This is a genomic window from Pseudonocardia ammonioxydans (assembly GCF_900115005.1).
Lineage (GTDB): Bacteria > Actinomycetota > Actinomycetes > Mycobacteriales > Pseudonocardiaceae > Pseudonocardia > Pseudonocardia ammonioxydans.
In genome coordinates, this window is record NZ_FOUY01000003.1 from 142813 (window position 1) to 163387 (window position 20575).

17 protein-coding genes are annotated in these 20575 nt (G+C 75.1%); 10 read left to right on the forward strand and 7 right to left on the reverse strand.

The window, feature by feature from the left end; all coding sequences use genetic code 11:
* Nucleotides 1–120 precede the first annotated feature (120 nt).
* Nucleotides 121–1896, forward strand: a complete 1776-nt coding sequence (locus BM093_RS04950; protein WP_093337826.1) for an ABC-ATPase domain-containing protein — start codon at nucleotides 121–123, stop codon at nucleotides 1894–1896.
* A 45-nt stretch (nucleotides 1897–1941) separates the two neighbouring features.
* Here the strand turns inward: BM093_RS04950 and BM093_RS04955 are convergent, their stop codons facing one another.
* Nucleotides 1942–3897, reverse strand: a complete 1956-nt coding sequence (locus tag BM093_RS04955) for a vWA domain-containing protein (protein ID WP_177238268.1) — start codon at nucleotides 3895–3897, stop codon at nucleotides 1942–1944.
* 266 nt (nucleotides 3898–4163) lie between these two features.
* On the opposite strand from BM093_RS04955, the gene BM093_RS04960 reads away from it, so the two are divergent.
* The gene (locus BM093_RS04960; RefSeq protein WP_093337829.1) at nucleotides 4164–4361 is read left to right on the forward strand and encodes a hypothetical protein; all 198 of its coding nucleotides are present in this window, start codon (nucleotides 4164–4166) and stop codon (nucleotides 4359–4361) included.
* Between the two features lie 25 nt (nucleotides 4362–4386).
* Here the strand turns inward: BM093_RS04960 and BM093_RS04965 are convergent, their stop codons facing one another.
* Complete coding sequence (locus BM093_RS04965) at nucleotides 4387–5271, reverse strand: 3-methyladenine DNA glycosylase (RefSeq protein WP_093338114.1); 885 nt, start codon at nucleotides 5269–5271, stop codon at nucleotides 4387–4389.
* 302 nt (nucleotides 5272–5573) lie between these two features.
* On the opposite strand from BM093_RS04965, the gene BM093_RS04970 reads away from it, so the two are divergent.
* The 4 genes from BM093_RS04970 to BM093_RS04985 are packed head-to-tail and all read left to right on the forward strand — an operon-like array spanning nucleotide 5574 to nucleotide 10459.
* Nucleotides 5574–6800, forward strand: coding sequence for an ABC transporter substrate-binding protein (locus BM093_RS04970; RefSeq protein ID WP_218162665.1), 1227 nt, complete (start codon nucleotides 5574–5576; stop codon nucleotides 6798–6800).
* Nucleotides 6800–7930: a FecCD family ABC transporter permease gene (locus tag BM093_RS04975; RefSeq protein WP_093337836.1), complete on the forward strand. Its 1131-nt coding sequence runs from the start codon at nucleotides 6800–6802 to the stop codon at nucleotides 7928–7930. Before BM093_RS04970 ends, BM093_RS04975 begins: the two co-directional genes overlap by 1 nt.
* A gap of 1 nt (nucleotide 7931) precedes the next feature.
* Nucleotides 7932–9899: an ATP-binding cassette domain-containing protein gene (locus BM093_RS04980; protein ID WP_093337839.1), complete on the forward strand. Its 1968-nt coding sequence runs from the start codon at nucleotides 7932–7934 to the stop codon at nucleotides 9897–9899.
* A complete protein-coding gene (locus BM093_RS04985; protein ID WP_093337842.1) occupies nucleotides 9896–10459 on the forward strand; it encodes a DUF7676 family protein in 564 nt (187 codons plus the stop codon). The genes BM093_RS04980 and BM093_RS04985 overlap by 4 nt, the downstream gene beginning before the upstream one ends.
* Nucleotides 10460–10463: 4 nt before the next feature.
* On the opposite strand, the gene BM093_RS04990 is transcribed toward BM093_RS04985, so the two are convergent.
* Together BM093_RS04990 and BM093_RS04995 are read right to left on the reverse strand one after the other, a co-directional pair.
* Nucleotides 10464–11516, reverse strand: coding sequence for a hemolysin family protein (locus BM093_RS04990; protein WP_093337845.1), 1053 nt, complete (start codon nucleotides 11514–11516; stop codon nucleotides 10464–10466).
* A complete protein-coding gene (locus BM093_RS04995) occupies nucleotides 11513–12838 on the reverse strand; it encodes a hemolysin family protein (protein WP_093337848.1) in 1326 nt (441 codons plus the stop codon). Before BM093_RS04995 ends, BM093_RS04990 begins: the two co-directional genes overlap by 4 nt.
* Nucleotides 12839–13110: 272 nt before the next feature.
* Between BM093_RS04995 and coaA the strand changes: the two genes are divergently transcribed.
* Nucleotides 13111–14040 (forward strand): type I pantothenate kinase, encoded by a 930-nt coding sequence (coaA, locus tag BM093_RS05000; protein ID WP_177238282.1) that lies wholly within the window; start codon nucleotides 13111–13113, stop codon nucleotides 14038–14040.
* Between the two features lie 39 nt (nucleotides 14041–14079).
* On the opposite strand, the gene BM093_RS05005 is transcribed toward coaA, so the two are convergent.
* The gene (locus tag BM093_RS05005; RefSeq protein WP_245773306.1) at nucleotides 14080–15168 is read right to left on the reverse strand and encodes a M20 family metallopeptidase; all 1089 of its coding nucleotides are present in this window, start codon (nucleotides 15166–15168) and stop codon (nucleotides 14080–14082) included.
* A gap of 93 nt (nucleotides 15169–15261) precedes the next feature.
* Between BM093_RS05005 and BM093_RS05010 the strand changes: the two genes are divergently transcribed.
* Both BM093_RS05010 and BM093_RS05015 read left to right on the forward strand, forming a co-directional pair.
* The gene (locus tag BM093_RS05010) at nucleotides 15262–15744 is read left to right on the forward strand and encodes a MarR family winged helix-turn-helix transcriptional regulator (protein WP_093338117.1); all 483 of its coding nucleotides are present in this window, start codon (nucleotides 15262–15264) and stop codon (nucleotides 15742–15744) included.
* 51 nt (nucleotides 15745–15795) lie between these two features.
* On the forward strand, nucleotides 15796–16974 hold the full coding sequence (locus tag BM093_RS05015) for an erythromycin esterase family protein (RefSeq protein WP_177238269.1): 1179 nt from the start codon (nucleotides 15796–15798) through the stop codon (nucleotides 16972–16974).
* Nucleotides 16975–17016: 42 nt separating this feature from the next.
* On the opposite strand, the gene BM093_RS05020 is transcribed toward BM093_RS05015, so the two are convergent.
* Nucleotides 17017–17856: a DUF427 domain-containing protein gene (locus tag BM093_RS05020; RefSeq protein WP_093337859.1), complete on the reverse strand. Its 840-nt coding sequence runs from the start codon at nucleotides 17854–17856 to the stop codon at nucleotides 17017–17019.
* Between the two features lie 39 nt (nucleotides 17857–17895).
* Entirely contained in the window at nucleotides 17896–19788 is a 1893-nt protein-coding gene (gene asnB / locus BM093_RS05025; RefSeq protein WP_177238270.1) for an asparagine synthase (glutamine-hydrolyzing), read from the reverse strand.
* Nucleotides 19789–19994: 206 nt separating this feature from the next.
* On the opposite strand from asnB, the gene BM093_RS05030 reads away from it, so the two are divergent.
* The gene (locus BM093_RS05030) at nucleotides 19995–20534 is read left to right on the forward strand and encodes a MarR family winged helix-turn-helix transcriptional regulator (RefSeq protein ID WP_177238271.1); all 540 of its coding nucleotides are present in this window, start codon (nucleotides 19995–19997) and stop codon (nucleotides 20532–20534) included.
* Nucleotides 20535–20575: the final 41 nt, after the last annotated feature.

Below are 20575 nucleotides of genomic sequence, written 5' to 3' on the forward strand. Positions count from 1 at the left end.
TCCCGAGTACCGACCGCGCCCGACCGGTCGCGTGCGGGCGTCCGAGATGGACACGGGGTTCGGGCGGCCGACGACGGGTACCTACCGTGGAACGGCCCGCCCCCTTCCCGAGAGGACCGCATGACCCGACCGCAGCGCTCCCGTCCCGGCTCCCGGTCGGGCGGTCCGCCCCGCCGGGGCGGACCGCGCCGCCACGACGGGCCGCCCCCGTCCGGCATCCGGGGGGACGGCCACGAGCTCGGCTCCCGGCTGCACGACCTCGACGGCGCGAGCTACGGCGCCTACAAGGGCCTCGCCGGACGCTGGGCGATGGACGGCTTCGAGCTGGAGATCCGCAAGGTCCAGGCCGACCCGTTCGCCCCACCGTCGCGGCTGCGGGTGACCGTCCCGCCGGCCACCGCGCAGCTGCCGGCCGAGCTGTACCGGTCCCCGGTCCGGGCCCGCGCGCTCGGGAGCTTCCTGCTGCGCGCGCTGCGTCGCGCCCTGCGCGGCACCCCGGTGACCGTCGACGCGGGTGGTCAGGAGGTGCTCGAGCGCAGCGCGGTCCGGATCGAGCGCAGCGGTGACGCCGCCGGGACCGTGGTCGTCGAGCTCGGCGCGCCGTTCCCCGGGCACGGGCGCCGCATCGCCGGGCACGACGCGGCCCGCACCCTCGCCGGTGACCTGCCCGCTGCCGTGCACGCGGCCCTGACCTGGCAGCGCGCCGACCAGGACGCGGCGACCGAGTTCGTGGACACCGTCGAGGACTCGTGTGCGCTGCGGGACGCGTTGCGCGACAACGGGCTCGTCGCGTTCGTGGCGGACGGCGCCGTGCTCCCGCGGGCGTCCGGTGTGGACGACCGCAGGCTCCGTGACGGGGTGCCGTTCGCGGCGCCGGAGTCGATGCGGGTGACGCTGCCGGTGCCGCACCGCGGCGAGGTGACCGGGATGGGGATCCCGGAGGGCGTCACGCTGATCGTCGGCGGCGGCTACCACGGCAAGTCCACGCTGCTGCGGGCGCTGGAGACCGGTGTCTACGACCACGTCCCCGGGGACGGGCGCGAGCTCGTCGTGGCGCGCCCGGACGCCGTCGCCGTCCGGGCCGAGGACGAGCGCTCGGTGCAGCGGGTGGACGTACGGGCGTTCGTGTCCGGGCTCCCGTCGGGCAAGCCGACCGAGGACTTCTCGACCGAGTCGGCGTCCGGGTCGACCTCGCAGGCGGCGTCGACGATCGAGGCGCTCGAGTCCGGCGCGGACGTGCTGCTGATCGACGAGGACACCTCGGCGACGAACGTCATGATCCGCGACGCCCGGATGCGGGAGCTGATCGAGGCCGAGCCGCTGGTGCCGTTCGTGGACCGGGTGCGGCCGTTGCACCGCGGCCGCGGCGTGTCGACGGTGCTGGTGATGGGCGGGTCCGGCGACTACCTCGACCGGGCCGACACGGTGATCCTGCTGCAGGACTACCGGGTCTCCGACATCACCGGCCGGGCCCGCGAGATCGCCGGGACGGTTCCCGAGGACGACGACACCCCGTTCCCGGGGTACGGCCACCGGGTGTTCGATGCCGCGAGCGTCGACCCCGAGGTGCGCGGGCGGCGCAAGACGACCGCCCGCGGCCGCGGCCGGCTGACCTTCGGCGGCGACGACATCGACCTGTCCGCGGTGTCCCAGCTGGCCGACCCGTCGCAGACCACCGGGGTCGGGCTCGCGCTCGCCCACCTCGCGCTCGACGGCGTCACCCTCGGCGAGGCCCTCGACCGGTTCGACGCGGACGTGGCGCGCGGGGGAGCGGCCGCCCTCGCGCACGGCTCGCTCGCCGACTTCGCCGTGCCGCGGCGGCACGAGGTCGCCGCGGCGCTGAACCGGCTGCGCCCGGCCCGGGTCGCGCGCCAGGAGCGGGACGGCAGCGGCTGAGCGGCACCGGCCCAGCGGGACCGGCGCAACGGCACCGGGCGGCGCTCAGCCGCGCCGGCGCCGCCGCAGCACGACCAGCCCGCCGGCTCCCACGACGAGCAGGACGAGTCCCGCCACGACGACCGGTGTACCCAGCGCGACGGTGCCGGAGCCGGCGGCGGGCTCGTCGGTCCCGGAGGCCGCCGGGAGCCCACCGCCGGTCCCTGCGGCGGGCTCGAACGGCGTGTCCTGGTCGGTCGCGTGGACCGGCCCGGGTTCGGGGTCGCCCGCGACGGTGAGGTCGATCCGGACAGGGAGCGGTGCGGCCCGTCCGTCGTCCTCGTGCGCCGGGGACACCTGGACCCCGATGTAGTACCAGCCGGGCAGGCTCTGCGAGCGGGCCGACCGCACGTCGGCCTCCCGGTTGAGGTACCGCACGCCGACCGTGGTGAGCGCCGGGTCGTTGCTGGGCAGGACGGTGTCCCGGCCGGTGTAGGAGGCGAAATCGGTGTCGATCTCCTCCCGGGTGGGCGCGTACAGCGTCGTCCGTACGGGCGAGAGGTTGGCGAGCCCACGGCCGGGGGTCGCGGCGAACCGCACCCGGTAGGCCAGCGACCGTCCCCAGTCCAGGCGCACCCGGTAGAAGACGAACTCGCCGCGCCGGACGGTGTCGGTGTAGCTGCCCGACCCGTCGAGCACGCCCGCGGTGGCGAAGGACCCGCCGCCGGCCACCGGCGCCGGTGCGGCCTCGGTCGCGGCGAGGGTGGGTGCCGGGAGCACCTCGACCGGGCCGGGGTCGGTGACCGGCTGCTCGACGCCGACGAGCAGCTCCACCGGCAGCCGGGCCGGGACGCCCTCGGACACCCGGTTCCAGGTCAGGCCGAAGGTGTAGCGGCCGGGGCCCTTGCACCGGTCCGATCCGCCGCCGGTCCGTTCCTCGGTGGCCCCGGCCCAGGTGGTGGCCACCGTCAGCGTCGCCCCGTCGCTGGACCGCGACTGCTGCGCGGCCTCGAACCGGTTGCAGTCCTCGCCCGCCTCGCCATAGGTGCGCAGGTTCAGCCCGTTGAAGTCGTCGAGGACCCCGACGCCGGGAACCCGCGGGTAGGAGACCGTCGCGGTGACGTAGGCCGTGGCCCCGGCCGGTACGTCGACGGAGTAGTAGCGGGTCTCCTTCTGCCCGAGCGTGTCCAGGTACTGGCCCGGGGCCGCGACCGGGGCGCCGTCGACGGCGGGAGCACCGGCGATCGGGCTGCCGGTCGGCTCGTAGTTGCGCAGTGCCGTGGCCGTGATACGGGGCAGGACCCGGGAGAGGGCCTCCCCGTCGAGGGCGTCGGTGTACGTGCCGCCGGTCGTCTGGGCGGCGCAGCTGAGCTGGGCCCGGGCCGTGTCGTCGACGCCGAAGCCGACGGCGTGCACGACCAGGTCCAGGCCCTGGCCGGCCAGGTCGCGCGCGACGTCACAGGGTTCCGGCGGGGCGCAGGTGTCCTCGCCGTCGGAGACCAGCACGATCGACCGCGGGCCCTCCGCCGGCAGCTGTTCGGCCGCGACCGTCAGCGCCTGCCCGATCGGGGTGTAGCCGCGCGGGGTCATCGCGTCGACCGCGCCGGTGAGCGCGGCCCGGTCGAGGGCGGACGGGGGCGCCAGGACGGAGACGTCCTGGCAGCCCCGGTCCCGCTCGGCCTCGGAGTTGCCGGTCTGCGTGCCGTAGACCGCGAGCCCGACCTGCGCGGCGTCCGGCGTGGCGTCGATCATCGTGTGCACGGCCTGCTGCGCGGCCTGCATCTTCGTGCCGCCCGACGGGTCGGGCCCGGTCATCGAGCCCGACGCGTCCAGGACCACCATCGTCGGGGCGAACTCCGGTCCCGGACCGGAGCGGTCCGGCCCGGGCACCTGCGACGTGGCGACCTGCGGCGCGGCGACCGCAGGCACCGGTACGAGGACCGGTACCGCCATCAGTGCCGCTGCCACGCCGACGAGCAGCAGGGCCCGCAGCCCCGCCCGCCGCGGTTCTCTCGAGATCATGTCCGGGACACCGGCCTTCCGTGCGAGGCGGCCGGTCGCCCCGTACGGGCGGCGCTGGTGCCCATGTGATCAGTGGCAGCTCACAAGATCACACCGCCGGGTACGGCCCGCAGCCGCACCTGCCGACGCGGGGCGAGCAGCCGTGCCCGACCGGCCGAACACGTCCTCCATCGGGTGACGGCGGGAACCGCGGCGGCAGCGCGGTCGACCACTGCCGGTGGTGCGGGCGTCCGCCCGGACCGCGGACCGACGAGGGGAGACCCCGCGTGCGTCACATCGCCACCTTCTGCGGCAGCTGCAACTGCGGCTGCCCCGAGCTCCACGTCGACGACACGGCCGCGCCGGAGAAGCGCATCGTGATCACCGACGACTTCGGACAGCGGGTGCAGATGAGCGTCGACCAGTTCTCCGACCTGGTCGCGTCCGCGCGCACCGGCGTGCTGGACGAGCTCGTCGCCGGCTGAGCACCGGGCCGCCGCCCGTGCCGGATCAGGTCGTGAGCAGCTCGGTGATCTCGATCAGCCGCTCGCGCAGCGGTTCGGCGCGGGCGGCGAACCCGGCCTGGGCCCGGACGTAGTCGGCCCGGCCCTGCGGGGTCTCGATCCGCACCGGCGTGAACCCGTGGGCGGTCAGGTCGTACGGGCTCGCGCGCATGTCGAGCTCGCGGACGTCCGCGGCGAGCGCGAAGCAGTCCGCCACCAGCTCCGAGGGCACCGCCGGGGCGAGCTTGTAGGCCCACTTGTAGAGGTCCATCGTGGCGTGCAGGCAGCCCGGCTGCTCCAGGTCGACCTGCGACTCCCGGGTCGGCCGCAGCGCGTTGCGGGGTGCGGCGGCCTCGGTGAAGAACCGGTAGGCGTCGACGTGCGAGCAGTTGATCGACATCGACTCGACGACCTCGTCCGTGCCGCGGGCGCCCAGCCGCAGCCCGGTCGTGGCGCCGTGCCGCGGCTGGTCGGTGCGGTAGACCATCGCCCACTCGTGCAGCCCGAAACAGCCCAGCTGCGGCGCGCGTGACCGGGTCGCGGTGAGCAGCCGGTGCACGAAACCCGCCGTGGTGCGCAACCGCTGCGGCACGGCGGCCGGATCGAAGATGACGCCGTCGTCCCCTGCACCGGCGCCCGCTGGGCCGTTGCCCGCCGTGCGGCGGTATCCGGGCCGGTCCAGGAACTCCTCGGCGCCGTCGCCGGTGAGCAGCACGCCCGGGCCGGGATCCCAGCGTTCCAGCAGGGCGGGCCGGTGCGAGTAGTAGGTGAACAGGAAGTCCCACACCGGGTGCGGCTCGCCGCGCCGGCGGCGCTCGCGGTGCGGGCCGGTCCACGCCGCGACCCGCTCGCGGTGTGCCCGGGCCCGTGCGCGCCGGGCCGGGGCGTCCAGGACGGTGTGTACCGCGCCCGCGCACTCTGCGGCCGGTCCGGGGCCGGTGCGGGCGGCGTCCGTGGTCACGGTCGTGACGGTACGTCCCGCCGGCCTGCGGGTCCGGGCCCGGGGGCGGTGCCGGGCCCGGCCGGGCGCGCGACGCTCGCGGGACGCCCGGGGCCCGCCGAGATGCAGCACAGCGCGAATTGTGGATCTTCCCAGGACCGTGAGCCGCATCTCGGCGCGCGCCGGGCAGCGCGGGCGTGACCGCCCACACGACCGGCTTGGTTGAACAACTCTTCATGTCTAATGTCGTCGGGGTGATCGGATCCGGAGGGGTGACGGCGGCGCCGTGGTGGCGGCGCGTCGCGGTCGTGGTGGGGTGTGTGGCCGTGTTCGCGGCGTCGGCGTGTTCGGCGGGCGCACCGCCGGCCGAACGGGCCGACCCCGCGGCGGAGGGCTGCATCAGCGACTTCGACCCCGCGGTCGACTACTTCCCGGTGAAGTCCCGCGTCGAGCACGCCACGAACTTCTCGCTGCGCTACGAGCGCGCCTACCAGGTGCTGACCGTGAACCAGCCCTACCCCGGCGGGGCGCCCGAGTCCTACGTCCTGCTCAAGTGCGGTGCCCCGGCGTCCGTCGTCCCGCCGGAGCTCGCCGGCGCCCCGGTGATCGAGACACCGGTGCGGAGCCTGTACGCCGAATCGACCACCCAGCTGCCGCTGCTGGTCGACCTCGGCGCCACCGACGTGCTGACCGGCGTCGGGGACCCGGCCTTCGTGTCCGGGGCCGAGGTGCGGGGCAGGATCGACGACGGCAGCGTCACCGGGTTCGCCGAGAACCAGCAGCTCGCCACCGAGCAGGTGATCGCCGCGGGCCCGGACGTGCTGCTGAGCCAGGGCGTCGACAACCCGGCGTTCCCCACCCTGCGCGAGGGCGGGATCCCGGTGATCGGCTGGGCCGAGTACCTCGACGGCGGCCCGCTCGGCAAGGCCGAGTGGATCAAGGCCATGGGTGCGCTGACCGGGCGGGAACAGCAGGCCACCGACGTGTTCGGCGAGATCGAGAGCCGGTACGAGACGATGGCGGCCACCGCCGCGGACGCCCCCGCGGTGCCGGTCGTGCTCGGTGGCCTGTTCCAGGGCAGCTGGTCGCTCGCGGCGGGCGGCAGCACCACCGGGACGCTGGTCCGCGACGCCGGCGGCACCTGGTCGGAGGCCGACAACCCGGCGCCGGGCAGCGTGGAGCGGGACTTCGAGCGGGTCTACGCGGCTGACGGGGCCGCACCGGTCTGGCTGGCGACCACGTCCTGGACGTCGATGGCCGACGTCACCGCGGCCGACCCGCGGCACGGCGAGTTCGCCGCCGTGCGGTCTCCGAACGTGTGGAACAGCAACAAGTGCCTCGGGCCGACCGGCGGCAACGAGTTCCACGAGCGCGGGGTCACCCGGCCCGACGAGGTGCTGGCCGACCTGATCGCGATCCTGCACCCGGAGCTGCTGCCCGGCCACGAGTTCGTCTACTTCCAGCGGCTCGGGGCGCCCTGATGACCCTGCAGGCCGACCGTGACCAGACCGACCGTGACCAGGCCGACCGCGACCCGCCCGCCGCCCCTGCACGGCCCGGAAGGGGCCGGGCCCGCCGCCGGCTGCTCTGGCCGGCGCTGGCCGTGGCCGGCCTGGCGGGGCTGGTGGCCGCGGTCGCGCTCGGGCCGGTCACCGTGCCGCCTGCGGACACCGTGCGGGTCCTGGTCGGCGCCGACCCGTCCGACCCGCGGTGGGAGGTGGTCATCGGCACGGTGCGGCTGCCCCGGGCCCTCACCGCGATGCTCGCTGGCGCCGCGCTCGGCGTCGCCGGGCTGATGATGCAGACCCTGTTCCGCAACCCGCTGGCTGATCCCTACATCCTCGGCGTGAGCTCCGGCGCCAGCCTCGGCGTGGCGGTCTTCGTCGCGGCGACCAGCGCGGCGGCGTTCGGAGGCTCGTTCGGCAGCGGTCTGGTCGGGCTGGGCCGGATCGGTGCGGTGGGCGCCGCGGCGGCCGGCGCCGGGGCCGTACTCGCCCTGGTGCTGGTGCTGTCGCGGTGGGCACGCTCGTCGGTGACCCTGCTGATCGTCGGGGTGATGATCGGGTCGGTGACGACGGCGGTGGTCAGCCTGGTGCTGGTGTGGACCGACCCGCGCGTCGCGCAGCAGTTCATCGTGTGGGGGCTGGGCAGCTTCGACGCGACCAACCACGACGACCTCGCCGTGCTCGTCCCCGTGGTGGTGGCCGGGTTGCTCGTGGCGTTGCTGCTGATCAAACCGCTGAACGCGATGCTGCTGGGCGAGGGCTACGCGCGCAGCATGGGCGTGAACGTGCGCCGGGTCCGCATGCTGATCATGGTGAGCGCCGCGGTGCTGGCCGGGGCGGTCACCGCGTTCTGCGGGCCGATCGGGTTCATCGGCATCGCGATCCCGCACCTGGCCCGCTCGCTGCTGGGCACCTCCAACCACCGCGTCCTGGTCCCGGCGACCCTGGTGGTCGGGGCGCTCACCGCACTGGCCTGCTCGATCGCGAGCCATCCGATGGGGACCGAGACGGTGATCCCGCTCAACGTGGTGACCTCGCTGGTCGGGGCGCCGGTGGTGATCGGGGTGCTGCTGCGGGGCAGGCGCACGACGGCGGGGGCGGTGTGAGATGAGTGCCTCGGACGGACTGCGGCTGGACGAGCTGACCGTCGGCTACCGGGCGGGCAGGCGCCGGGTCACGCCGGTGCTGTCCGGCCAGGTGGCGCGGGCCGCCCGCGGGGAGCTGACCGTGCTGCTCGGCCCGAACGGCGTGGGCAAGTCGACGCTGCTGCGCACCGTCGCCGGGTTGCAGCCCCCGCTCGGCGGGTCCGTCACCCTCGACGGGGCGGACCTGCCGCGGATGCGGCCCGCGGACCGCGCGCAGCAGCTGGCGGTCGTGCTCACCGAGCGGGTCGAGGCCGGGCTGCTCTCGGCCCGGGAGCTGGTCGAGCTCGGCCGGCACCCGCACACCGGCTCGGGCGGGTTCCTGCGCGCCGAGGACCACGCCGCCGTGGACGCGGCGATCACCGCGGTCGACGCGGAGCACCTGGCCGCGCGGCGGGTCACCGAGCTGTCCGACGGGGAACGCCAGCGGGTGCTCACCGCCCGGGCACTGGCCCAGCACCCCTCGGCGCTGCTGCTCGACGAGCCCGGTGCGTTCCTCGACGCGACGTCGCGGGTCGAGCTGTTGGGGCTGCTGCGCCGGCTGGCGCGCGAGCACGAGCTCTGCGTGCTGCTCTCCACCCACGACCTCGAGCTCGCACTGCGCCTGGCCGACCACGTCTGGCTGATCGACCGGGATCGCCGGCTGCACACCGGCGGGCCCGAACAGCTGATCGCCGACGGGGCGGTCGCGACCGTGTTCGACACCGCCGACCTGGCGTTCGACCCGCGCTCGGGCGGTTTCGCGCTCACCGGCCCGGTCACCGCGACCGCACACGTCGACGCGCCTGCGGATCGCGCGCCGCTGGTCACCCGGGCGCTGCGCCGCCAGGGCTGGACGGTCGTGACTGCGAACCCGGCCGGTGCGGGGAGTCCGGCCGGTGCGGGGAGTCCAGCCGGTGCGGGGAGTCCCGCCGGTCCCGGATCCGCCGACATCGCCGTCACGGCGACCTGCTCCGGGTTCCTGGCGGGGGTGGACGGGCGTGCCACCCACCTGCCGGACTGGACCGCGCTGGCGCAGTGGGCCCGCGAGGAGCACGACCGGCGTCCGCCCGGCGGCTGGGCGCTGTACCGGGCCGCGGCGCCGGACGTCGCCGCCTGCCTGCGCGCCGCGGCGTCGGTCGGGGCCTGGTTCGCCGTCGAGTGCGGTCACGACGACGCCGACCCGGCAGGCTGGTGGCCGCTGGCCGAGCTCTACCGGGGCGGTTCCGGGGCGCCGGACGACCTGCTCGAGGCCGTCGGCCGGCGGCTGGGGAACGACGAGCCCCGGGTGGCGGTGTCGGTGTTCCAGCTCGGGCTGGCGGCCCGGCTGGCCTCGCCGATGCTGGCCGCGGCGGCCCGCGGGATCCTGCTCGACCTCGATCCCGGCGACCTCGCCGTGCAGAACCGGTTCGGCGAGGCGGCCGGGCTGCGGTCCGCACGCCCCGGGGGCTGGGCCGGCGCCGAGCGGCTCCCGGCCGCGGAGCTGGCCGAGCGGGTCGGGGAGCGGCTGCTCGACGCCCACCTCGCCCCGATGATCGACGCGCTGCGCCGGAGCTGCCCGGTCACGCCCGGCCTGCTGTGGGGCAACGTCGCCTCGGCGCTGGCCGGGGCGCTGCGCATGCTCGAGACCCACCTGGCCCCGGACGCGGCGAGCCGGGTACGCGCCGTCGTCGAGCACCTGCTGGCGCGGCCGCCGCTGGCCGGCACCGGCACGCTCGCGGCCCCGGGGGCGACGCCGCCGTTCCGGCGCCGGTCCTGCTGCCTGTACTACCGCACCGCGGCCGGGGGACACTGCGCCGACTGCGCCCTGGCCGAGACCCCACCCGGGCGCTCCGGGGCCCGCGCGCCCGGGCCGCGTACACGGCCCGCACCGGTGCCCCCCACCGGGGGCGAGCCGGATCGAGATCACGACCGGGGCCACCACCCGGTCGGGGAGCCAGTGGAGGAACCATGACCGCCTCGCCCGCCACCGAACCGCAGGTCGTCGACGAGCCCGGCAACGGCCTGCTGCACGTCTGGCCGGTGCCCACCGACGAGCAGTCGCTGCTCGCGCTGCTCACCGACGTGTTCACCGACCACTGGGAGCACATCTTCTTCGGCGTGCTCATCCCGGGCTCGGCGCTGGAGGTGGCCGCCCCCAACGCGCCGAAGCGGATCAGCACCTACGACGGCTACGCGACCATCGACTTCGGACGCTGGCACTTCCACATCTGCATCGGCGAGCACACCGCGAGCGGACCGGAGCTGGGCAGGCAGCGCCGGTGCGCCCGGGCCGAGTTCTACCGCCGGATCTCGGACGGGGCGCCGACGTCCTGGGGGATCCGGCTGTTCAACGGCGTCGGCGACCAGCAGCTGACCGTCATGCTGCCCGGCCCGTTCCTCGACGACCTCCAGCAGATCCTGCCCGAGCCGCGCTACGACCGGCTCGCCGCCTGGGACGCGCTGCGCCGCACCCACCTCGGCCTCGAGCCCGACCCGCTCGACCGCACCGGCACCGGCTTCGCCCACGGGTAGGAGCTCAGGCCGGTGTCCCCGGCGCGTGGGTGGCGTCCCGGACGGTCCCGACGAACGCCTCGGTCACGTCCTCCATCGCCACCACCCCGACGGTGTCGCCGCGGGCGTCGACCGCCCGGGCCAGGTGCGCGCGACCGCTGCTCAGGGTCGCGAGCGCCTCGTCGAGCCGGGCCGCGACCGGCACCGCGGGCAGCCCGCGGACCCGCTGCGGCGGGATCACCGCCGACCCGGCCCCCGCCAGGTCGAGCACGTCCTTGACGTGCAGGTACCCGGTGAGCCGCCCGCGCGCGCCGCGGATCGGGAACCGCGAGTACCCGGTGCGCTCCACGGCCTCGGTGAGGTCCCGCACGGTCGGGTCGGCGGGGAGGCAGACCAGGTCGTCGAGTGCGACGACGACGTCGGCCACCGTCGACTCGGCCGAGGCGAGAGTGCGCGCGAGCCGGGTCGACTCCTCGTCGTCGAGCAGGCCCTCGCGCCGTGAGTCGTCGATCATCTCCGACAGCTCGCCGGTGGTGTACGCCGTCTCCAGCTCGTCCTTCGGCGTGACCCCCACCAGCCGCAGCGTGCCGTTGGCCAGGAAGTTGAACAGGTCGATGAACGGGCGGGCGATCGCCGTCCACACCAGGAACGGCGGGACCAGCAGCATCGCCGCGCGCTCGGGGCCGGCGATCGAGATGTTCTTGGGCACCATCTCGCCGAGCAGCATGTGCGCGACGACGACCACCACCAGCGACACCGCGAACGCGATCGGGAACGCCACCGCATCCGGGATCCCGGCCGCGGCCAGCGGGCCGTCGATCAGGTGCGCCACCGCGGGCTCGCCCAGCCGGCCGAGCAGCAGCGAGGCGATCGTGATGCCCAGCTGCGAGGCGGCCAGCATCCGGGACAGGTCGTGCGCGGCGCGCAGCACCCGCTGCGCCCCGGCCGACCCCGCCTCGGCCATCGCCTCCAGCCGGTCCTTGCGGGCCGAGATCAGCGCGAACTCGGCGCCGACGAAGAACGCGTTCGCCCCGAGCAGCGCGAGCGCGGCGAGCAGTGCCGCCAGGTCGGTGCTCATACCGGCGCCTCCTGGCCCGCCGAGCGGTGCAGCCGGATCTCGGCCACCCGGTTGCGGTCGCGGCGCAGCACGGTCAGCGCCCGGCCGTCCACGACCAGCCGGTCGCCGACGTCGGGGATGCGCCCGAGGCCGGCGTTGACCAGCCCGGCCAGCGTCTCGTAGTCGCCCTCGGGCAGCCGCACCCCGGTGGCCCGCTCGACCTCGTCGGTCCGCATCAGCCCGGACAGCGCCCACACGCCGTCGCGGAGCCGGCGGACCGGGCTCTGCTCGGGCCGGTCGTGCTCGTCGCGGACGTCACCGACGATCTCCTCGATCAGGTCCTCCATCGTCACCAGGCCCGCGGTGCCGCCGTACTCGTCGACCACCACCGCGGTCTGCAGCCCGGCCGCGCGCAGCCGGGTCATCAGCTCGTCGCCGTCCAGCGACGACGGGACGGTCTCCAGCGGCCGGGCCAGCTCGCGCACCGGTGTCGACGGCCGCCGGTCCGCAGGCACCGCGAACGCCTGCTTGACATGCACCAGCCCCAGCGGCAGGTCCGGGTCGCCGTCGACGACCGGGAACCGGGAGAACCCGGACCGGCGGGCCAGCGCGATCAGCTCGGACACGCTGTCGTCGCCGTCGATCGTCGCCACCCGCACCCGCGGGGTCATCAGGTCCTCGGCGACCCGGTCGGTGAAGCGCAGCGAGCGGTCCAGCAGGGTCGCGGTCGCGGCGTCGAGGCTGCCGCTCTCGGCGCTGGCCCGGACCAGCGAGCTCAGCTCGCCGGGGGAGCGGGCCGAGCGCAGCTCCTCGGCCGGTTCGACGCCGAGGCGGCGCACGATCGCGTTCGCCACGCCGTTCAGTCCGGTGATCAGCCGCCGGAAGATCCGGGCGAACCCGGCCTGCAGCCACACCACCGCGCGGGCGACCTCGAGCGGGTGGGCGATCGCCAGGTTCTTCGGCACCAGCTCGCCGAACACCATCGACAGGGCCGTCGCGACGACCAGGGCCAGCACGGTCGCCGTCCCGGAGGCCCAGCCGGCGGGCAGCCCGGCCGCCCCGAGCACCGGTGCGATGAGCTGCGCGATCGCCGGCTCGGCGATGTAACCGGTCGCCAGTGTGGTGGCGGTGATGCCCAGCTGGCAGCCGGAGAGCTGGAACGACAGCGTCGCGTGGGCGTCGCGCAGCGCGCGGGTGCGGCGGTCGTCGTCGCGGGCGACGGCGGCGTCGATCCGGCTGCGCTCCAGCGCCGTCAGCGAGAACTCCGAGGCCACCGAGACCGCCGTGCCCAGCGTCAGGGCCACCACCGCGAGCAGGCCGAGCAACGCGAGGACGACGGACACCGGGAGGCTCTCCTGGATCGATGCGGACGGATACGGCCGGGGGCGACGATACGGCCGGACGGGTGGTCCCGCGCGCCGGAGCTGCGAGTGATCTCACGGTCCGTGCCCCCGGTACGGGGTCTAGGTTGGTCTGCCATGACCACGGCGACGACGCCCTCCGCCCGCGAGCCCCTGCCCGGCCCGGCCCGGGCCGACCGGCACGCGCCGACGTCGGTGGCACCGTGACGGCGGCGGCCTCGACCCCGTACTACCGGGGACGCAAGCCGTCCGGGCTGGCCAAGGGCAGCGCGTCACCGTTCGTCGACTTCGACCGGGCCTCGTGGGCACAGCTCGCCTCCTCGACCCGGGTGCCGCTCTCGGCCGAGGAGCTCGACCAGCTGCGCAGCTTCGGCGACTTCGTCGACCTCGACGAGGTCCGCGAGGTGTACCTGCCGCTGTCGCGGCTGCTCAACCTGCACGTCGAGGAAGGGGGACGGCTCTACCGCGCCTACCGCCGCTTCCTCGGCGCGGCCAACGCCCGGACCCCGTTCGTGATCGGCATCGCCGGGTCGGTGTCGGTCGGCAAGTCGACGACGGCGCGCCTGTTGCGGCTGCTGCTGGCCCGCTCGCCGGAGCACCCGAACGTCCAGCTCGTCACCACCGACGGGTTCCTCTACCCGAACGCCGAGCTGCAGCAGCGCGGGCTGATGGAGCGCAAGGGCTTCCCCGAGTCCTACGACCGCCGCAAGCTGCTGCGGTTCGTCTCGGAGATCAAAGGAGGCCGGCCGGAGGTCACCGCACCGGTCTACTCCCACCTGGTCTACGACATCGTCCCGGACGAGCGGCTGGTCGTGCGCAGCCCCGACATCCTGATCATCGAGGGGCTGAACGTGCTGCAGCCCGCGGTGGCGGGGGCGCTGACCGTGTCGGACTTCATCGACTTCTCGGTCTACGTCGACGCCGCCACCGCGGACGTGCGGCGCTGGTACGTGGAACGGTTCCTGCGGTTGCGCGAGACCGCGTTCCGCGACCCGCAGTCCTACTTCCGGCGCTACGCCGAGCTGGACCACGACGCCGCCGTCGCCCGCGCCGAGACGATCTGGTCGTCGATCAACGCGCCGAACCTGGAGCAGAACATCCTGCCGACCCGCTCCCGGGCCAGCCTGGTGCTGACCAAGGGAGCGGACCACGACGTCACACGGGTGCGGCTCCGGAAGCTGTGACCCGTGAGTGGTTTTCGCGGCTCCGACCGCGAAAACCACTCACAGGTGCGTCAGCGCCTCCGTGCACTCCACGATGTTCGACGCGGAGCAGGTCTCGTCGGTCACGTGGGCGAGCTCCGGGTCGCCCGGCCCGTACACCAGCACGGCCGGGTCGCCGAGCAGCCCTGCCAGCACCGAGGCGTCGGTGAAGTAGGACGCGTACGCCGCGCCGGCGCCCGGGCCGGTGTGGCCCAGTGCCCGCGCGGCCGCCGTGGCCCGCGGGTCGGCCGGGTCGGTGGCGACCGAGGGCAGGTCGACCAGCACCTCGACCCGCGGCTGTGGCCCGGGCGCGGCGGCGCGGGCGATCGTCTCGACCTGCTCGCGGGCGGCGGCCGCGTCCACCCCGGGCACCAGCCGCAGGTCCAGCTCGAGCTCGGCGTGGTCGGGCACCAGGTTCGGCTGGGTGCCGGCGCGGAACACGCCCGGGTTGCAGGTCGCCGGGCCGTGCGTGCTGCTGGTGGGCCAGGTGTGGTCGTGCAGCGCGGCGGCGACCCGGCCGAGCGCGACGAGCGCGTTCCGTCCGAGGTCGGGCCGCGAGCCGTGCGCGCTGACGCCGTCCTGCACCAGGCGCAGCCACAGCACACCCTTGTGTCCGTGCAGCACCCGGTTCGACGTCGGCTCGGCCACCACCAGCAACGGTGAGGGCTCCAGCCCGGTCAGGGTGCGGGCGCCGTCGCAGCCGGTCTCCTCGCCGAAGGTGAACACCAGCTGCAGCGGGGTCGCCGGGGCGCTGCGCAGGGCCGCGGCGGTGATCGCGGCGACCCCGGCCTTCATGTCGGTGGTGCCGCGCCCGCGCAGCCGCCCGTCGACGACGTCACCGGCGTGCGGGTCGAACGACCAGCCGGCCGGGTCCGCCGGGACGGTGTCGAGGTGACCGGTCAGCGTGGTCGGGGGCGCGCTGCTGCCGCGGCGGGCGACGAGGTTGGCCCGGCCGGGCTGCTCCTCGCGGACGTCGACGGCGAACCCGCCGTCGTCGAGCAGGTTCGCGAGCAGGTCGGCGGCGGCCCGTTCACCACCGCCGCAGGTGTCGAGGGCGACGAGGCGGCCGGCGAGATCGACGGGGTCGGGCCCGGAGCTGCTGTCGGACACGGGGTGCTCCTTCCGAGGGGGGAGTCGGACACCGACTGTGACACGCGCCGGGGCCGATGCCATTGCTCAGCAGTTCTTTGGCACCATGTGCGGATGGGTGGGAACTCCGGCGGTGCCGACGCCGCCACTGCGGTGAGCAGCCGATTCGAGACGCTCGACGACGAGGTGGCGGCCCGGCTACGCCTCGCGGTGGGCCGGTTGCACCGGCGGATCCGGATCGACGGCAGCGAGTCGCTGCCGCCGCTGCAGCTGTCCACCCTGGTCACGGTGGAGCAGCACGGTCCGCTGCGGCTCTCCGAGCTCGCCCGCCGCGAGGGCGTGACGGCCCCGACGATGTCGCGCGTGCTCTCCGCCCTCGACGACCAGGGGATGGTGCAGCGCGCCCCGGACCCGGGTGACGCCCGCGGTGTGCTCGTGTCCGTCTCCGACGACGGCCGGGCCAAGCTGCGCGAGGTCCGCAACCAGCGCACCGCGCTGATCGCCCGCCGGCTGGACCGGCTCGACGCCGGGCAGCGGGACGCCCTGGAGGCGGCGCTGCCCGCGCTGGAGGCCCTGATCGTCCCCGACGAGGACTGAGGTCCCGCGGTCGTGGGCCGGGGTGAGCGCGGTGACCCGCCGCCGGATGCCGTGAGCGCGCTGCGCACCCTCGAACCGGCGGATCCGGACGACACCGACCTGCAGGCGCTGGCCCGGATCGTCGGCGACGCGCGCGTGGTCTGCCTGGGCGAGAGCGCGCACCTGGCGCACGAGTTCCTGCAGGCCCGCGACCGGCTGACCCGGTTCCTGGTGCGGCACCTCGGGTTCACCGTGCTCGTGCTGGAGTCCGGCTACGCCGAGGGACTGACCCTGGACCGGTGGGTCGCCGGCGGCCCGGGCGAGGTCACCGAGCTCGGCGTGCACGCGGTGGGGCACGGGCTCGGCGACAACCCGGCGACCCGGGCCCAGCTGGGATGGCTGCGCGACCACGGCGGGGTGCGGGTGGCCGGGATGGACCTGCCCGGGTCCGGCACCGACCCCGGCCCCGCTGTGCGCGAGTGCCTGGACCGGGTGCCGCCGCAGCCCGGCGACGACGAGCTGCGTGCGCTGGCCACGCTCGGGGACCGGGCGCCGACGTGCCCGCGGTCGCGGGCCCTGCGCCGGTTCCGGGCGCTCGCGCCGGCCGACCGGGCCCGGCTGGTGGCCGCGATCCGGGCACTGCCCGCTCGCGCCGCGGGGGACCCGGTGGCGCTGCGGTGCGCCCGCGGCGCCGCGCTGGTGGCGGACTGGCTGACCGACGGACCGGTGATCGCCCCGGACTCCAACCCGCGCGACGAGCTGATGGCCGACACCGTGCTCGGCCTGCTCGACGAGCTGGGCCCGCACGCCCGGGTCGTGGTGGCCGCGCACGACGGGCACGTGCAGCGCCTGCCGGTGTTCGGCGCGCCGTCGCTCGGGACGCTGCTGGCCCCGCGCCTCGGTGGCGACGTCGTGGTCGTCGGGACGACCTTCGCCGGCGGCGAGGTGATCGAGCTGCGAGCCGACCCGGACGAGCCGCTGGTCCCGCAGGACGCGGTCGTGGTGCCCGCCCCGCGGGCCGCTCCCGGGTCGCTGGACCACCTGATGGACGGGTTCGGGCCGCTGCACCTCACCGACCTGCGGCGGCTGCCGCCGGGCACGACGGACGGCGTGGACACCAAGGCGTTCCAGCACCTCACCGTGCCCACCGCGGCGGCGGCGTTCGACGCGGTGCTGCACGTCCGCGCGGTCTCACCCGAGCCCGGCGCGGCCGACCGGGTGCGGGCCGAGGTGGCCCACAGCCCGCTCTGACGCTCCCGACCGCTCGTGACCGGGCCCGAACGGCCCGGGACCTCAGGCCGGCTCGCCGTCCACGGTCACGGTGATCTCCGAGCCGTCGTCGCGCCGGCCGTCGGTCACGCTGCGCAGCCCGGCGATCCGCGCCGACTCCGGCAGCGGGTCCGGGTAGTGCCAGAACGCGTCGGCCAGCGTCGTGCCGTCACCGAGGACCGCGTGCTCGTAGTGGGCCTCGCCCTTGTACGGGCAGCGGGTGCGGGTCTCGCTGGGCACCAGCTCCACGGCGTCGGTGCGGACGTCGGCGGGCGGCAGGTACCAGCGGTTGCCCAGCCCGGTCTCGGACAGCACGGCCGGCGCATCCGACTCCGCGAGCACGGTGCGGGTGCCACCGGGCGCGGTGTGGGTGACGACGACGTGGCGGCGGGTCGGGCGGATGTCGACCCGGGTGAACGGGTCGGTGAGGTGGGCGAAGACCTGCTCGTCCTCGTCGTACCAGGCGTCGGCGGCGCCCCAGTACAGCGCGGCGAGCCCGCGCAGCCACTGGGCGGCCGCGACCGGCTCGGGGTAGGTCCACACCGCGTCGTCCTGGGTGCGGTCCCCGGCCCGCAGCGACCGGTAGGTCGCGTCACCCTTGAACGGGCAGTGCGTGGTGTGCCCGCTCGGGACGAGCACGCCCGCGTCGAGGTCCTCCTCGGGCACGTAGAGCACCGGCAGCAGGTTCGACTCGTGCAGCAGGAACCCGCGCCGGGTGTCGAGCACGGTCCGCCCGGCGAACTCGGCGCGGACCCGGCGCGGGAACGGGTGCAGCAGCAGCTTGTGCGGCGGGCCGTCGATCGCGTAGTTCACCGTCTCCGGTGCGTACGACGACAGCGGCCCCGGACGGCGGGTCAGTCCCACGGGTCCTCCTCTCCGCCGGTCCCGTCCGGGGCCGGCGTGTCACACGGCGAGCGTGACGTCCAGGTCACGGATCCAGGTGTTCAGGTCCACCATCCGCTCCAGCTGCATCCGCTCGCCCATCGGGGTGCGACCGGCCGGGGCGTCCAGCCGGGCCCGCACCGCCGCGCGGTCCACCAGCGGCGCGACCGGGGCGTCGTCGCCCTCGTTGAGGATCGCGGTCACCCGCTCGCGCAGCGAGGTCTCGTAGCCCGCGTCCTGCGTCGACGGGTACGGGCTCTTCACCCGCTGCACCACCGACTCCGGCAGGAGGTCCGTGGTGGCGTGGCGCAGCAGCGACTTCTCCCGGCCGTCGAAGGTCTTGTGCGCCCACGGGGTGCCGAAGACGTACTCGACCAGGCGGTGGTCGCAGAACGGGACCCGCACCTCGAGCCCGACGGCCATGCTCATCCGGTCCTTGCGGTCGAGCAGGACCGGCAGGAACCGCGTGAGGTAGAGGTAGCAGACCTCGCGCATCCGCCGCTCGTGCGGATCGTCGGCGGCCGGGCCGGTCAGCTCCGGGACCTCGGCGAGCGCGGCCCGGTACTGGTCCTCGACGTAGCCGGGTACGTCGAGGGCCCGCCACAGCGCCTGGTCGAAGAGCCCCGGATCGCGCTGGTCCTGGTTCAGCATCCGCCCGGCCAGCCACGGGAACGTGTCGGCGGCGATGGTGTCGGCGTCGTGGAAGTCGCGGTACCCGCCGAAGACCTCGTCGGCCGACTCCCCGGACAGCGCCACCGTCGACTCCTGCCGCACGGCCCGGAACAGCAGGTACAGCGACGTGTCCATGTCCCCGATGCCGGCCGGGAGGTCACGGGCGTGCAGGGTCGCGGCCCGCGCGGCCGGGTCCATCAGGTCCTCGGTGCGCAGCACGATGTCGCGGTGGTCGGTGCCGACCCACTTCGCCACCTCGTGCACGTAGGGCGTGTCCGGCGTGCCGCGCACGTCGTCGGCGGTGAAGTTGTCGGCGTGGCCGGCGAAGTCGACCGCGAACGAGCGGACCGGTTCCGGCACGTGCCGGGCGGCCAGCGCGGTGAGCGCCGAGGAGTCGAGCCCGCCGGAGAGCAGCGTGCACAGCGAGACGTCGGAGTAGAGCTGGCGTTCGACGGTGTCCTCGAGCAGCTCGCGGACGTGCCCGACGGTGGTGTCGACGTCGTCGGTGTGCCCGGTGTCGGCGAGCTGCCAGTAGCGCTCTTCCCTGCAACCGCTGCAGCCGCCGTAGCCGCTGTCACCGCTGCGCCCGATGCGCACGATGCAGCCCGGCGGCACCTCCCGCATCCCGCGGAAGACCGCGTTCGACGGGTCGGCGACGAACACCAGCGCCCGGCGCAGCCCGTCGGCGTCGACGGTCCGGTCGGCCAGCGGGTTCGCCAGGATCGCCTTGGGCTCGGAGCCGAACAGGACCCCGTGCGGCGTGGGGAGGTAGTAGAGCGGCTTGATCCCGAGCCGGTCGCGGACCAGCACGAGCTCCTGCGTCGCGGTGTCCCACAGGGCGTAGGCGAACATGCCGTTGAGCCGCCGGGCGACGTCGCGCGGGTCGCGCCGGCCCCACTCGCGGTGCGCGCGCAGCACGACCTCGGTGTCGCTGGCCGTGCGGAACCGGTGGCCCGCGGCCGCGAGCTGCTCGCGGAGCTCACGGAAGTTGTAGGTCTCGCCGGAGTACACGATGTGCAGGGCCGGCTCGCCGTCGTCGTCGAGCGACATGGGCTGGCGGCCGCCCTCGACGTCGATGACCGCCAGCCGTCGGTGGCACAGCGCCGCCGGGCCCTCGGCCCACACGCCCTGCTGGTCCGGTCCCCGGCAGGCCATCGTCTCGTTCATCGCGGCCAGGGTGCGGGCGTGCTCGTCCGCACCGAGGTCGTGGCGGTGGTCGATCCAGCCGCAGATTCCGCACACGGGCGCCTCCTCGTGGGTTGGGTGAAGATCCTCCGCGAAGTCGATTGCATCGCTAATCGTTGCGTAACGCAACATGGCGAACGGCTGACGATGATCACGGCCGGACGGCGCAGTCCGCGGCGGCCGGGCCGACGGGAACCTTTCGATCCGCTTACGTGATTGCGATCGTCAATGTTGCGGTCCGCAACGTGTGTAGCATGCGAATCATGACGGAACGTCCGATTGGCCCGATTGACGACGGCGGAACCGGTGGCGGTGTCGCCACGGCCGAGCGCGACGCCCCGACCGGCCCCCGGCGCTCGTCCGCCGAGGAGTCGCTGTACTCGCTGGAGAAGCAGATCACCCTGCTCGTGCGGCGCACCATGGAGTCGGTGTGGGCGCACGGCTACGGCACCAACGAGGCCGTCGACCGCTACACCTACCCGGTGCTGATGCTGCTCGACGACGAGGGCTCGCTCTCGCTCACCGCGCTCACCGGCAAGCTGGGCGTCAGCAAGCCCACCGCCAGCCGCCAGGTGTCGCGGCTGTCCCGGGCCGGGCTGGTCGACGTCTCGCCGCACGAGCGTGACCCGCGCTCGGTGAGCGTCACGCTCACGCCCGCCGGCCTGGCCGCCCGCGAGCAGGTCCGCGCCGCCCGGCTGGCCCCGCTGCGCGACGTGATCGCACACTGGCCCGACGCCGACCGCGACGCCCTCGCCGGGCTCCTCGACCGGTTCAACACCGACCTGGACCAGTACCTGCGGTAGGCCCGCCGCCGCGCCCGCACCCGACCGGCTCATCGGTGTCG

Coding starts and splice junctions, on each gene's coding strand:
- BM093_RS04950 (WP_093337826.1), top strand. CDS start 121: ATGACCCGACCGCAGCGCTCCCGTCCCGGCTCCCGGTCGGGCGGTCCG.
- BM093_RS04955 (WP_177238268.1), bottom strand. CDS start 3,897: ATGATCTCGAGAGAACCGCGGCGGGCGGGGCTGCGGGCCCTGCTGCTC.
- BM093_RS04975 (WP_093337836.1), top strand. CDS start 6,800: ATGACCCTGCAGGCCGACCGTGACCAGACCGACCGTGACCAGGCCGAC.
- BM093_RS04980 (WP_093337839.1), top strand. CDS start 7,932: ATGAGTGCCTCGGACGGACTGCGGCTGGACGAGCTGACCGTCGGCTAC.
- BM093_RS04985 (WP_093337842.1), top strand. CDS start 9,896: ATGACCGCCTCGCCCGCCACCGAACCGCAGGTCGTCGACGAGCCCGGC.
- BM093_RS04990 (WP_093337845.1), bottom strand. CDS start 11,516: ATGAGCACCGACCTGGCGGCACTGCTCGCCGCGCTCGCGCTGCTCGGG.
- BM093_RS05010 (WP_093338117.1), top strand. CDS start 15,262: ATGGGTGGGAACTCCGGCGGTGCCGACGCCGCCACTGCGGTGAGCAGC.
- BM093_RS05030 (WP_177238271.1), top strand. CDS start 19,995: ATGACGGAACGTCCGATTGGCCCGATTGACGACGGCGGAACCGGTGGC.